The sequence below is a fragment of the Rossellomorea oryzaecorticis genome, from assembly GCF_045897515.1.
Classification (GTDB): Bacteria; Bacillota; Bacilli; order Bacillales; family Bacillaceae_B; genus Rossellomorea; species Rossellomorea enclensis.
In genome coordinates, this window is record NZ_JBJOSA010000027.1 from 31,551 (window position 1) to 44,131 (window position 12,581).

Below are 12,581 nucleotides of genomic sequence, written 5' to 3' on the forward strand. Positions count from 1 at the left end.
TGTGAAAAATGAGCGCTAAGAGTCCGAAGCTTCCTTTGACGGATGAAGAAAGAAGTTCCTTGCGCCGGGAAAAAATAAGATTGAAGGAAATCAACACATATTCCCCGGAAGAACTGGGTGAAAGACTGGGGATCCCGCTTGAAAGAGCTCGATATCTGGTCGGGATGTCCAATTTCCAGCAGATTCCTTCCATCGGTCCGAACATGGCCCATAACGTCGTCGAAGATTTGCAGTTTCATACATTTGAAGAGATCAAGGATGAAAAAGGGGAAGACCTCATTATCGCACTCGAGAAAAAATACGGAGTGTGGATGGATCCCTGTGTAGAAGATTCCTTACGTTGTGTTGTCCACCATGCCCGGCATCCTGACAGTGAAAAGAATTGGTGGGACTTCACCGCTGAAAGAAAAGCATACAGGGCTGAACACGGCTATCCCACTGACCGTCCGACAAAGGCTTGGGACGAGAAGCGGTAAGGACGAAAAACTTTCTTGATTCACCTATTCTCCTATATAATCAATTCATATAAGAAAGGAGAGGATAGGATGGATTATGCAATCGTAACGGGTGCCACCAGGGGACTTGGGGAGTCAATCGCAAAGCTCTTCATTGAAAAGGGGATTTCACTGATCAATATTTCAAGATCGGATAATGAGGCACTAAAATCGATGTGTGAAGGAGAAGGAGTCTCCTATGAGTTCGTGCGATGCGATCTTTCCAATCCCGATGAAACCGGGAAGGCAGCGAAGAAGGCAGGAGAAAAAGTATTGGAAGCCAACGCCGAACGAGTCTTTTTGATTCAAAACGCCGGAGTGGTGACACCTATCAATCCATCGGGGCAGGTGGAGAATGCCGATCTTGAGACAAGCGTGAATGTCAATCTGCTGTCCCCCATGATTGTTACAAATGAAATGCTGAAAGCCTTGCAAGAATCTGATAGAAGCAAGCTGATCATGGTCAATGTGAGTTCCGGGGCGGGGAGCAGGCCAGTCTATGGGTGGAGTACCTATTGTTCCACGAAGGCCGGCATCAATATGCTGACCGAAACCGTCAGTCTTGAACTTTCAAAAATGGGCAGCCGCCACAAAGTGATTGCGTTCAGTCCGGGAGTGATGGACACGGATATGCAGGGCACCATCCGTTCTTCTTCTGAAGAAGCTTTCGCAGATGTAGAAAACTTCAAGCGATACAAGGAGCAGGGGATGCTGAGGGGTGCGGATACAGTAGCTGGCGCCCTTGTGGATCTTGTAACGGAAAAAGACGTGGAGTCCGGCAAATTGTATCACGTGAATGACTTGTTATAAAAAGAAAAAGAGACAAATCCTTAATCGGTTTTGTCTCTTTTTATATTATGAGCGTGCTGTGCTTGCCTTTGGCGCTTTTGCCCGCGTGAACTTCGGCAGCGCAAAGCGGATCGCAGCCAATCCGCATACTGCTGTCAGGATCGGATAGAAAGCATATGCAATGATGCTCAGTGGAGAGATTCCCGCTGTTTCTGCGACGAGCAGCGCCTGGGCTCCATAAGGGATCAGGCCTTGCACGGAGCAGGAGAAGATATCGAGAATACTTGCCGATTTACGTGCGTCGACACCGTAATTATCACCGATTTCTTTCGCAAGCGGACCCGCAATGATGATAGAGATTGTATTATTCGCAGTGCAAAGATTTGTTGAGCTTACAAGTCCTGCAGTTGCAAGCTGGGCTCCTTTTGGCGAGCGGATCTTGCGTGTTGCAAGATAAAGCAGCGCCTGAATGCCGCCGTTATACCGGATCAGTTCTACAACGCCTCCGATCAGGACGGAAAGAATGACGATTTCTGCCATACCTGTCATTCCGTCAGCGACGCTTCCAAAATAGCTCGAAAGGGTAAAGCTTCCATCGGCTAACCCGATGATGCCTGAAAGAACGATGCCTCCGAATAACACCACGAACACATTTAGTCCTGCCAATGCCCCGATGATGACACCGAGATAAGGGAGGATCTTCACCCAGTCATACGTTCCTGCCTCAACCGCAGACTGATTGCCTGCCGTGATAAAGAACAAGATGAGCATCGTCAGGATGGCAGCAGGCAGGACGATGAAGAAATTCACTTTGAACTTATCTTTCATTTCTGTTTTCTGCGTGCGCACTGCCGCGATTGTTGTATCGGAAATGAAGGAGAGGTTATCACCGAACATCGCACCCCCGATGACTGTTGCCATGGCAATAGGCATGCTGATGTCAGTGCCGTTGCTGATTCCCACACCGATCGGCGCAAGCGCTGCGATCGTACCCATTGAGGTCCCCATGGATAATGAAACAAATGCTGCAATGATGAACAAACCAACGATAATCAAATTTTCCGGAAGTACAGATAAAGCCAGGTTCACCGTTGAATCAACGGCACCCATTTTTTCAGCGACTCCGGAGAATGCCCCTGCTAATAGGAAGATGAACACCATGATCATGATATCAGGGTGTCCCGCCCCTTTGGCGAAGCGTTCCACTTTTGCATTCAGTGACTCTTTACGGTTCATAAGCAGTGCCGCTACGGCTGCGATAATAATGGAAACGAGTACCGGGAATGCGTAGAAATCACCTGAAATGATTCCCGCACCGAGAAACAGTGCAACAAATATGACTAATGGCAGTAACGCCAGAAAATTTCCTTTTTCGTTAAACATTTGAACAACTCCTTTGGCATATGGTGTTGGAAAATAAAAAACCTCTTCTTGGGTAAGAAGAGGTTTCCATTAAAAGAAACTCTCCCCTTATCTTTCAAGCATCATGCTTGCTGGATGTGGCACAGCACTCAAAATGAGTCCGCTGCCGAGACATCACAGGGCCAGTCCCTCCGTCTCTCTGGATAAGAAGAATACGTTTATATTCATTTAAAAATTATACTTACATACTTTAAGGCGTTTAAGAGAAAAAGTCAAACGTAAATTTGTCCGTATTCTTTTAATGGGACTATAAAAGATTTCCAGTCCATTCGATCCAATCCGGGGAAGCCCTATGCTAACAGGATCCTTTATAATGGACGAAAGACGCAGGGTCTTTTTTTATCCATAAAAAGGATTTACAATCTTCTAAAATAGGTCTAGTATTATAGGGATAAAAAAACATCTGGGGGATACGGAAGTGGAAAAAACGGTGCGTAATCAAGTCTTTACTTTGCAAGGCTTTTATTTTTTGACTTTTTTTGGGGTGGGCAGTCTATACCCGCTGTTAAGCGTCTATTTAAGTGAAAGTGTCGGTTTGAATGGCTACCAGATCGGGACCATCATGTCGATCGGACCCATCATGATGATCTTCTTTCAGCCGGTCTGGGGGATGGTGAGCGACACGACAAACCGTCCGACCCAGGTACTCTCTTTTACGTCACTTGTTGCGGGGATTTTTGCACTGGGATACCTGGTGACTGACCTGTATTACGGGATTCTCCTGACAGCCATCCTTGTCGCTGTTTTCCAGAGCGCGATCATACCCGTTTCTGACAGTATCAGCCTGAAATATACGAGTAAAGTGAAATATAATTATGGAAATATACGATTATTTGGTTCATTGGGCTTTGGTGTCGCGGTATATGTGATGGGAAAACTGTCCGAAGGGTTCATCGGCCCGACTATCATTTTCTATACATTCTTCATATGTCTGGTGCTGTCGGCTGTACTTGCTTTCCGGTTCCCAAAGGAACGAGCCTCGGCCAAGCTCGATTTGAAAGCGGGTATGAAAGAATTGTTCGGACTGAAAAAATTCCTCATATTCCTGGTCGTCACCTTCATGGTATTCGGACCGAATCTCGCCAATAATACATACTTCGGATTATTCGTCGAAGATTCGGGCGGGACATATGCAGGGATAGGGCTCGCATTCTTGATTGCTGTATTATCGGAAGTTCCGTTCATGAGAATCGCAGGCAGCTGGATCGACAGGTTCGGACTTTTGTCGGTCGCGGCCCTCGCAGGAGCTGCCTCCATGATCCGCTGGCTCTTTTATTTCACTGAACCGAGCCTGTGGCTTGTATACAGCTCTGCTGTCATGCAGGGTCTTGCGATCGGTTTGTTCGTCCCGGCAGGCCTCCGTTATATCCGGGAAATTACGCCCGCTCACATCACCGCAACGGCCGTCACGATTTATTCGGCGATCGGAAACGGACTCGGCAACTGGTTCAGCACGTTTGTGGGAGGCTTTATCCTGGAGACCTTCTCCATCTACGCCGTGTATCTATTCTTCGCCTTCCTGTCCATGATCGGCATCCTCCTTTGCTTTGTCTTGATGAAAGAAGAAAAGAAGCAGGCACTGGCTTATTAAGGAGAAAGACGTTCCCTGAAACGGTAACGGGTTCGGTTTTGAAGTACACCATTTGAATTAGCAGTGCTTTCGCACGGTAATTTCCAGTTCAATTAGTAGACACTTTAGCAGTGAAATGAGCACGTAAAAAAGCTCGAAGCCATTATGTTTCGAGCTTTTTTATCATCATTCTTTATTAATAATTAGCACCCTTATGTAGAACAAGGAGAGCCGGTTCCCTGGCGTTTGAAAATTAGTGGAAGAATTCCGTTTAAATCGAAAAATGCGGCTATTTCACGAATAATAGCCGGAGTTTTTCCGCTTATAGTAAAATATCCATTAAATATTGTTACATATTGAGCAGTTAAGCGGAACTTCTCCCCTTATTTCAGCGTTTTAACCCTCCTCCAGCTGCCTTAGACGGAATTTCTCCGCTTATAAATTTACCGCCAAAATAGAATCATCTAAGCAGCATGCTTTATTGCTGGTTTACTTTAACAAACATCATTTTCCCCAAAATCTAAAATTAGACAAAACTGCCCCGTTAGTTGAATAGGCCTTGATTTGTATATCAATAAGCACTCGAATACACACGTTGCCAATAACTTCTGTCACCTTGCTAAAAGGAGTGCGAATTCGGGTGCTAAAACTCTTATAAGATCATTGAAAACCTTGATATCAACAAAAAGAAGCAGTCCAATATAGTTACGAATTGGACTGCTAAATTACGGGCGAATCAAGTTTTTGTACTCGAAAACCGAACCCGTTACTGAACGGAGAGCGTCTTTTTTATAGCAGAAAAGGTATTTAACGAAGTGACATCAAATTAATAGATAAGGAAAATGATAAATGTGTCAGGAAGAGGAGAAGAATATGCAAGATAAAATCAATCTTATTAAAGAGAAGATACCGAACTTCATCATCCACCATTACTCTAAAAATGAACAAGGTCAGAATAATGATGTGTTGATCATCAATGACGAATGGGTTTTCCGGTTTCCAAAGTATAAAGGGGGGATCGAACAGCTGAAGAAAGAGACAGTGATTCTGGAGAGTGTCTCACCAAAGCTCTCCATCCCTGTACCGAAGCCGGAATTTCAATCCTTTCAACCGGAAGAACCGGGACAGGTTTTTACAGCTTACCGCCTTTTACCCGGATCTCCATTATGGAGAGAAGAGATGACAGGCCTTGATGATACAGGGAGGCGGCAGGCAGCAGGGGACCTGGCTGTATTCCTTAAAGAACTGCACAGCATTCCCGCGGACACTGTACTCAGCCCGGCTCAACAGAATCCGGTCGTTGAAGAAATGGAAGATTTGTATAGAAGGCTGGAGACAAAGGTATTTCCGTTCATGAAACAGGAGGCGATTGAAGAAACGGAAAAGCGCTTTACTGCTTATTTCAGGTCCTTTCAATCTGCGGAAGCAAGTATCGTGCACGGGGATTTCGGATGCTCGAATATTCTATGGGAGAATGAGAGGGTATCCGGCATCATCGACTTCGGCGGGGCCGGTATCGGGGACCCTGCCTATGATGTGGCGGGGATATTAGCGAGCTATGGTGAAGAATTTATGAATATGATGATTCCTCATTATCCTGAAATAATTTCATTTCAAGAGAGAATCCATTTTTACAAGAGTACGTTTGCACTGCAGGAAGCATTGTTTGGGGCGGAAAACGGAGACAGGCAAGCTTTTGAAAGTGGACTGGCAGGGTATAGAAAATAGTTTTCGGAAAAAATTTTATCAGAAAAGGTTTGAATTTTCTCAACAAGTGGTACAAATACGGTAAGAAAATTATAATCAATCAACTTAAATAGATCGAGCCATAGACCACTAATTATAAAAGGAGACAATTCAAATGAATAACAACTTCGTGTACTCGAAAAATTATGCAAACCTTGGAGATAAAATTGAATTCAAACGTAAGAAGCATATAGTAAACGGAGTGGTGACCACTTTAAGAGAAAACACCGTCATCATTAAAGTAGATAATGAGACTGCCAAGAAACTGGATCTTCCAGATAACCAGACGGTTGTCGCCCATAAAAATTACGTCATCGTCGAAAGAGCAGAGAATGACAAACAGCCGGTATTCGTTTATGACGGCTGGAACAGTGCGTTAAAAGCATAATAAGAAGAAGGCTGACCCCGAATCTGCGGGGTCAGCCTTTTCTTTATTGTTTATTCAGCCTTGCTGCATACTCCTCGACCATTTCAACGGTCACTGTTTTCCTCTGCGGAACGACTCCCTGTCGTGCAAGGGTGTTGATTTCCCGGGTTGCCTCGTTGATCCGGTCTGTCGTAAAAGCCTCGCCGGCCTGACAAAGCTTCACCGCTTCATCGATCGCCATCTCCCGTTCTTCGTCCAGTTTCATAAACTTTTGTACAAGCTGGTTTTGCCTGGTTGAATGTTTAGTGATGTCTTTATGTACACTCATGGTCTCATTCCTCTCAGTCCGTTAATTTTCTATGTCTTTATTATGCTTTTATCTGATGGAATTGGCAATGCCGGTTTTATACAACGCAGTTGATTTCCGTGCAAGACTTCGCTTTCCGCGGGCGGGCGGTGAGCCTCCTCGTCGCTGTGCTCCTGCGGGGTCTCACCAGCACCGCTTTTCCCGCAGGAGTCTGCGTCTTGCACTCCAATCAACTGCTGGAACGAACTAAAACAAACAGTTTCCTCAATCAATCATTAGATAGGTATATCTGGCATTCAGGACGAATATGAATGAAAATCCGCCAACCCGCACTGAAATATACCAATTATGTTATTGACTTGAACCTGTTGTTTTAGTAGTTTCAAAGTAAGTGAGGGGAAGGGGGAGTCTTGTTGGCAGCTATTATCGTACGGACAATTTTTCTGAGCGTGCTTTGGGGGACGTATATCTACGATTCTTCTCAAAATTCCATTTCGATGATTGTGTTGATGTTGATCTGTTCTCTTTCATTTGCACTCTTCTTCATCACACCTGTTTCAAGGAGCAGGCTTTTCCTTTACATATGCCAGACCCTGCTGCTTCTGATTTCAAGCTTAGTGAGCCCGGAACCGCTGCTGGCCTGGTGCATCTTCTGTTATTTCCATCTTGAAGCAAGCATCCAGCTTCTTCCCGGAACATACCGGATGTTCATGTATAGTGGCATTCTTTTCTTTGGGATTGAAGCTTTTCTTTTTGGGGATTCCTATACACCTGCTGTCATCCCTTTCTTCGCCATGTTCTTCTTTATGACATGGAAAGTGAATGAGGGGAGTCATGATTTGAAGGAACAAAGAAATCTTTATGATCAGCTGCTAGGAGAATACAGGAAGCTGAAAAGAGTGCTGTATGTTACGGAGCGGAATTCAAAAGCCGAGGAAAGGACGAGGATTGCAAGGGAAATCCATGATTCTGTCGGTCACAATTTGACGGCACTCCTGATGAAAATCGAGATGTTATCCATTCAGCATGGCCGTTCCCTTTTCAAAGAAATAAAAAACCTTGCCGCAGACAGCCTGGATGAAACAAGGGAAGCGGTGAAGGCGCTTAAAGAAGGGGAAATCGAAGGAATCCAATCTGTCATCCAGTTGATCAGGAAACTGGAATCGGAAAGTGCCGTCATGGTTGAGCTGACGACCCAGCAGGGGGTGCTCTCAACCCGGCTGTCGAACAAACAGAATATTGCGGTGTACCGCTGCATTCAGGAAGGGATAACGAATGCCATGAAACACAGTTCCGTTAAGGAAGTGAAGGTGATGCTCGGCAAGACGGCGCTCGGGCATCTCCATTTTAAAATCACCAATCAACTCGATGATGTCCGTCCCTTCCAAATGGGCTTCGGATTAACCAATATGCAAGAACGGGTGGAGGAGCTTGGCGGCAAGCTTGAAATCCATCAAACAGATAAAGAATTCATACTGAGAGGGGCGTTCCCGTTGGAAGAGGTGGCTACGGCATGAAGAGGATCTTATTGGTTGAAGACCAGGGGATCGTAAGGCAGGGTCTGAAAATGATGATTGAACAGGACGACGCGTTAAGGGTCGTTGCCGAAGCTGAAAACGGATGTGAAGCCGTCGATCAAATGGGTATTCATGTCATTGATTTGGTTGTCATGGATATCCGCATGCCTGAAATGAATGGACTGGAAGCGACCCGGCTCATAAAAAGACAATGGCCACAGGTGAAGATCCTTATTTTGACCACTTTCAATGATGATGAATATGCATTGCAGGCGTTAAAAGAAGGAGCGAACGGATTCCTGCTGAAAACCTCTCAAGGGGATAAGCTGATCGGTTCCATACACAGCTGCTTGAAAGGCGGCATGAGCCTGCAGGATGAAGTGGCAGCGAAAGTGGTTCCTAAACTGCTGTCCCGTAAGAAAAACCCTGAAGCAGATCATCCTTTAACCGAAAGGGAGCTATCGATTACCCGGCTGGTGGGCCAGGGGAGGACAAATAAAGAGATAGCCGGTGAGCTTCATTTATCCGTCGGCACCGTAAAAAATCACCTGACCCAGATTCTTCAGAAACTGGAACTCCGGGACCGGACACAGCTGGCTATATATGCAGTCAAACATGACATCGCCTGACTGACCCGATCATGGGCCGGTCATTTTTTTGCGCTTTTTGAAGGTTGTTTTCTAAAAGGTTGTTGCTTTTCAAAAATTTGATTGCAGCCTGAATATAGCTTGAGGACGTGCTCTTTTCGAACTCAAGTTCCAACAATAATAGGACAGACAAGCTGAAAATACCATGTGTAAAACAACAAAGTATGCAAAAGAACTTTTCTTAAAAAGTGACGGAGGTCATACCGATTCAGGCAAAGTAGTGACAGAGGTAAGTGTGAGGATTTAATTATACGAAATACAATAAGAGTATAAAGGACAGAGGGGCTGATTTGATGCTGGAAGTGGTGAACCTTTCAAAACGTTTCAAGAAAAATAAAGCGGTGGACAGTGTGAATCTCTTTTTGGAGAAAGGAGAAACAGTGGGGCTTCTCGGGCCAAACGGAGCCGGGAAATCAACGACGATTTCCATGGTTTCTTCACTCATTTCCCCGACAGAAGGAGATGTAAGACTGCATAATGACAGCATCCTTCAAGAGACGGGTAAGCTGAGAAAGGTACTGGGGGTGGTCCCTCAGGAGATTGCATTATACACCGATTTAACGGCTAAAGAGAACCTTGAATTCTTCGGAAAGATCCACCGTCTGAGCGGCAGGGAATTAAAGGGGAAAATAAAGGACATTTTAGAGCAGATCGGTCTGACAGACCGCCAGAACGATGTTGTAAAGACGTTCTCTGGAGGAATGAAGAGAAGACTTAATATAGGGGTGGCACTCCTGCATGACCCTGAAATCCTCATCATGGATGAACCGACGGTGGGAATCGATCCACAATCCAGAAATTATATCCTGGAAGAGGTAAAAAGGCTGAATAAGGAAAAAAACATGACGATCTTATACACCAGTCATTACATGGAAGAGGTGGAGTTCCTGTGTGACCGTATTTATATCATGGATAAAGGCACCATTATCGCTTCTGGAACAAAAGATGAAATCAAGTCTATCCTTTCTTCTGAATCTACCATTCTCATCAAGCTGGATAAGAATTCGCCGGCATTTGTGGAAAAGCTGAAAGAACTTGCAGTCTTCAAGTCCGTCACCTCCCATGAGAAAACGGTCACGGTCGTCATTCCGAAAGAAGTGCACCCATTCAATCAGATCTTTCAAATCGCTGATGAAACGGAAGCCATCATTGTCACGATCGACCGGCAGACACCGACCCTGGAAGATGTATTCCTGCATCTCACAGGAAGAGCATTGAGGGATTAGGAGGGGTAAGAGATGATTGTCCAATTCATAAAAAAACAACTTCTCATGATGATCCGGAATCCACAGGTCCTGCTTATTCTGATCGGGATGCCGCTCATCCTGATCACGATTCTCGGATTCGCCCTCGGCAGCGTGATGAACGGGGAAGATGTGAGCGTGAAAGCAAAAGTAGCGATCATTGAACACGGGGACAGCGCACAGGAACTAAAAGATTTTGAAAAGAAACTGGAAACCTCCACCCTTCCCCCGGAAGCAAGGGAAGCCGTCTCTCAATCTGCCAGAAGGCTAATGCCGGTTGAACTGTTAAAGAGTGAGGTATTAAAGAGGCCGGAACTGAAAAAATATATATCCGTCGATGAGGTGGAGCCGGGTGACCTGGCAAAGACGAAAGAGGACGATTCCTACTCTGCCATCATCGAAATTCCAGAGGGATTCACGCTTCAGAGTCTTTCTTCTATGTTCCTCGAAGGAGAACAGACTCCGCAGCTCAAGCTTTACCGGAACGAAGGAAAAGAACTGACCTCCAATCTAGTAGAAGATTTATTGGTGAGTTTTCAGAAGCAATACTCGCTATCCGCGGTCATCGGCAGGTCCAGTGAGACCGCTCTTAGTACAGACACAATGGATACCGGGGTAAAGGGGACGGTGTCAAATGTGGAAGACCGGGAACCCCTGACTTCTGTGACTTATTTTGCGGTAGGGATGAGCGTCATGTTTGTTTTGTACATTGCCTCCAATATGGGATCATTCGCCTATCAGGAAAAAGAGGACCACGTATTCGACCGGATGATACTGGCGAACGTCCCGGTCTGGAAATACTTTGTCAGCATCCTGGTGACCACGGTCATTCTGGCGATTTTGCAGCTGGGTATCCTCTTTGGGGTCTGTGCAATCATTTTTGATGTAACATGGCCTGATATCGGCTCCTTTTTACTGGTGACGACTGCACTCAGTCTGGCAGTGGGGAGCATCGGGGCACTGTTGACATCGTTAAATTATCGGGCGAATTCTGAGACATTCTCAAACTTTTTCTCTACTGTTGCGGTCACGGTATTTGCTTTTGTCGGCGGGAGTTTTGGAGAAATGTTCTCCTCAGACTTTATTCAAAAAGTCGGAGTACTCACACCGAATGGTGCCGGCATGGCAGCCTATTTCAAGTTGTTCCAGGGCTACCCGTTATCATCCGTATACAGTGAAATGCTTACGCTGCTGATTTTCACCCTCATTATCCTGACTGCAGCTGCGTTACTATTCCCGAAGAGAGGTGGAATGGCGAAATGAGCGGAATCCTTTTTGCGAAAATGAAAATGTTCCTTCGAAAACCCTGGCTCTTTGTCATCATGTCAGCGGTCTGTGTGATGTTTGCTTTTTTCACAAGTAATGGCGGGGTCGATAAAATTCAGATTCCATACAGTGTTGCTGGTGAATCCGCGAAGACAGACCAAGTTATTAAGGAGCTGTCCCAAGAAGAAGCCTTCCTTTTTCATGAGGTGACACAGGAGGAGTTAACAGAGCTGGTGAGTGAAGGGAAAAGGGATGGAGGCATCATTTTAAAAGAAAGTGAGTTCAATATCATCACTTCATCCCGAACCGGCACGACTTCCCTGCTGCAGCAGGCAGTCGGTAAAGCATATGGCAGCATAGCACATAGGGAAGCATTGAAAGTGTCTGCAGATTCCAAAGGAATCGATGCAGAAGAGGTGGACTCATGGTATTCAGAAGCAGAATCGTCCCCGGTATTTTCAATCAATCAGTCTTCATTCAAAGGCAGCGATACGTTCATCTATGACCCGAAACTGCAGTCGCTTTTTGGCTTTTCATTGTTTTTTGTCATCTACACGATCGCTTATAATGTCGCGACGATCCTTTTTGAAAAAAGGGAAGGGGTCTGGGACCGGATGATCCTGTCGCCGATACGCAAGTGGGAAATGTATGCCGGGAACCTGGTTTACAGCTTTATCCTCGGGTATATCCAGCTGCTATTGATCTTCTTCGTGTTCAGGTATATAACCGATGTGGAATTCTATGGCGGATTCACCACTGTCCTGCTTCTGCTCATTCCTTATGTCTTTTCCATTGTGGCACTGTCGATGCTGATCACCGGACTGGTGAAAAAAGTTCAGCATTTCAACGCAGTCATCCCGATTGTAGCTGTAAGCATGGCGATGATCGGCGGGGCTTACTGGCCGCTTGAAATCGTCACTTCTAACATATTGTTGGCGTTGTCGAAAGTGGTGCCGATCACTTATGGTATGGAAGCATTGAAAGGAGCAACCATTAATGGATGGGGTGCAGAACAATTAATGTTTCCCGTTGCAATCCTGATATTAATGGGTGTGCTGATGATCGGCGTTGGAATCAATCTGATGGAGAAGAGGCATATATGAAAAGAACAGGCTCCCGAGGGGGCCTGTTCTTCTGTGTGTGCCAGGCATGCGCACAATCTACAGGGTTCAAGTCCCGAGCCGTGAAGGCAGTAGTAACGGTTAGCTGAAG

12 protein-coding genes and 1 riboswitch are annotated in these 12,581 nt (G+C 45.7%); of the genes, 10 read left to right on the plus strand and 2 right to left on the minus strand.

The window, feature by feature from the left end; all coding sequences use genetic code 11:
• Positions 1–8: 8 nt before the first annotated feature.
• Positions 9–476: a helix-hairpin-helix domain-containing protein gene (locus tag ACKA06_RS19690; protein WP_411160441.1), complete on the plus strand. Its 468-nt coding sequence runs from the start codon at positions 9–11 to the stop codon at positions 474–476.
• A 69-nt stretch (positions 477–545) separates the two neighbouring features.
• The gene (locus ACKA06_RS19695; RefSeq protein ID WP_411160442.1) at positions 546–1,304 is read left to right on the plus strand and encodes a (S)-benzoin forming benzil reductase; all 759 of its coding nucleotides are present in this window, start codon (positions 546–548) and stop codon (positions 1,302–1,304) included.
• A 45-nt stretch (positions 1,305–1,349) separates the two neighbouring features.
• Here ACKA06_RS19695 and ACKA06_RS19700 read toward each other — a convergent pair whose 3' ends face one another.
• Positions 1,350–2,666, minus strand: coding sequence for a Na+/H+ antiporter NhaC family protein (locus tag ACKA06_RS19700; RefSeq protein WP_411160443.1), 1,317 nt, complete (start codon positions 2,664–2,666; stop codon positions 1,350–1,352).
• A gap of 84 nt (positions 2,667–2,750) precedes the next feature.
• A riboswitch (SAM riboswitch) is annotated at positions 2,751–2,855 on the minus strand.
• A gap of 268 nt (positions 2,856–3,123) precedes the next feature.
• On the opposite strand from ACKA06_RS19700, the gene ACKA06_RS19705 reads away from it, so the two are divergent.
• The 3 genes from ACKA06_RS19705 to ACKA06_RS19715 all read left to right on the plus strand — a co-directional run bounded on the left by ACKA06_RS19705 (position 3,124) and on the right by ACKA06_RS19715 (position 6,409).
• Positions 3,124–4,296, plus strand: coding sequence for an MFS transporter (locus tag ACKA06_RS19705; protein WP_411160444.1), 1,173 nt, complete (start codon positions 3,124–3,126; stop codon positions 4,294–4,296).
• An 852-nt stretch (positions 4,297–5,148) separates the two neighbouring features.
• On the plus strand, positions 5,149–6,003 hold the full coding sequence (locus ACKA06_RS19710) for a phosphotransferase family protein (RefSeq protein WP_411160445.1): 855 nt from the start codon (positions 5,149–5,151) through the stop codon (positions 6,001–6,003).
• A gap of 133 nt (positions 6,004–6,136) precedes the next feature.
• Positions 6,137–6,409, plus strand: a complete 273-nt coding sequence (locus ACKA06_RS19715) for a DUF2187 family protein (protein ID WP_052011218.1) — start codon at positions 6,137–6,139, stop codon at positions 6,407–6,409.
• A 43-nt stretch (positions 6,410–6,452) separates the two neighbouring features.
• On the opposite strand, the gene ACKA06_RS19720 is transcribed toward ACKA06_RS19715, so the two are convergent.
• Positions 6,453–6,716, minus strand: coding sequence for a DUF2533 family protein (locus tag ACKA06_RS19720; protein ID WP_197669900.1), 264 nt, complete (start codon positions 6,714–6,716; stop codon positions 6,453–6,455).
• Positions 6,717–7,108: 392 nt separating this feature from the next.
• On the opposite strand from ACKA06_RS19720, the gene ACKA06_RS19725 reads away from it, so the two are divergent.
• The 5 genes from ACKA06_RS19725 to ACKA06_RS19745 all read left to right on the plus strand — a co-directional run bounded on the left by ACKA06_RS19725 (position 7,109) and on the right by ACKA06_RS19745 (position 12,472).
• On the plus strand, positions 7,109–8,212 hold the full coding sequence (locus ACKA06_RS19725; protein ID WP_411160446.1) for a sensor histidine kinase: 1,104 nt from the start codon (positions 7,109–7,111) through the stop codon (positions 8,210–8,212).
• Positions 8,209–8,841: a response regulator transcription factor gene (locus ACKA06_RS19730; protein WP_064563331.1), complete on the plus strand. Its 633-nt coding sequence runs from the start codon at positions 8,209–8,211 to the stop codon at positions 8,839–8,841. The genes ACKA06_RS19725 and ACKA06_RS19730 overlap by 4 nt, the downstream gene beginning before the upstream one ends.
• A 311-nt stretch (positions 8,842–9,152) precedes the next feature.
• Complete coding sequence (locus tag ACKA06_RS19735; RefSeq protein ID WP_411160447.1) at positions 9,153–10,085, plus strand: ABC transporter ATP-binding protein; 933 nt, start codon at positions 9,153–9,155, stop codon at positions 10,083–10,085.
• 12 nt (positions 10,086–10,097) lie between these two features.
• Complete coding sequence (locus ACKA06_RS19740) at positions 10,098–11,366, plus strand: ABC transporter permease (protein ID WP_411160448.1); 1,269 nt, start codon at positions 10,098–10,100, stop codon at positions 11,364–11,366.
• Complete coding sequence (locus ACKA06_RS19745; RefSeq protein WP_411160449.1) at positions 11,363–12,472, plus strand: ABC transporter permease; 1,110 nt, start codon at positions 11,363–11,365, stop codon at positions 12,470–12,472. The genes ACKA06_RS19740 and ACKA06_RS19745 overlap by 4 nt, the downstream gene beginning before the upstream one ends.
• Positions 12,473–12,581 lie beyond the last annotated feature (109 nt).

Bases quoted from the DNA above. Each gene is read 5' to 3' on its own strand.
- ACKA06_RS19690 (WP_411160441.1), top strand. From the start codon at position 9: ATGAGCGCTAAGAGTCCGAAGCTTCCTTTGACGGATGAAGAAAGAAGT.
- ACKA06_RS19695 (WP_411160442.1), top strand. From the start codon at position 546: ATGGATTATGCAATCGTAACGGGTGCCACCAGGGGACTTGGGGAGTCA.
- ACKA06_RS19700 (WP_411160443.1), bottom strand. From the start codon at position 2,666: ATGTTTAACGAAAAAGGAAATTTTCTGGCGTTACTGCCATTAGTCATA.
- ACKA06_RS19710 (WP_411160445.1), top strand. From the start codon at position 5,149: ATGCAAGATAAAATCAATCTTATTAAAGAGAAGATACCGAACTTCATC.
- ACKA06_RS19715 (WP_052011218.1), top strand. From the start codon at position 6,137: ATGAATAACAACTTCGTGTACTCGAAAAATTATGCAAACCTTGGAGAT.
- ACKA06_RS19720 (WP_197669900.1), bottom strand. From the start codon at position 6,716: ATGAGTGTACATAAAGACATCACTAAACATTCAACCAGGCAAAACCAG.
- ACKA06_RS19730 (WP_064563331.1), top strand. From the start codon at position 8,209: ATGAAGAGGATCTTATTGGTTGAAGACCAGGGGATCGTAAGGCAGGGT.
- ACKA06_RS19735 (WP_411160447.1), top strand. From the start codon at position 9,153: ATGCTGGAAGTGGTGAACCTTTCAAAACGTTTCAAGAAAAATAAAGCG.
- ACKA06_RS19740 (WP_411160448.1), top strand. From the start codon at position 10,098: ATGATTGTCCAATTCATAAAAAAACAACTTCTCATGATGATCCGGAAT.
- ACKA06_RS19745 (WP_411160449.1), top strand. From the start codon at position 11,363: ATGAGCGGAATCCTTTTTGCGAAAATGAAAATGTTCCTTCGAAAACCC.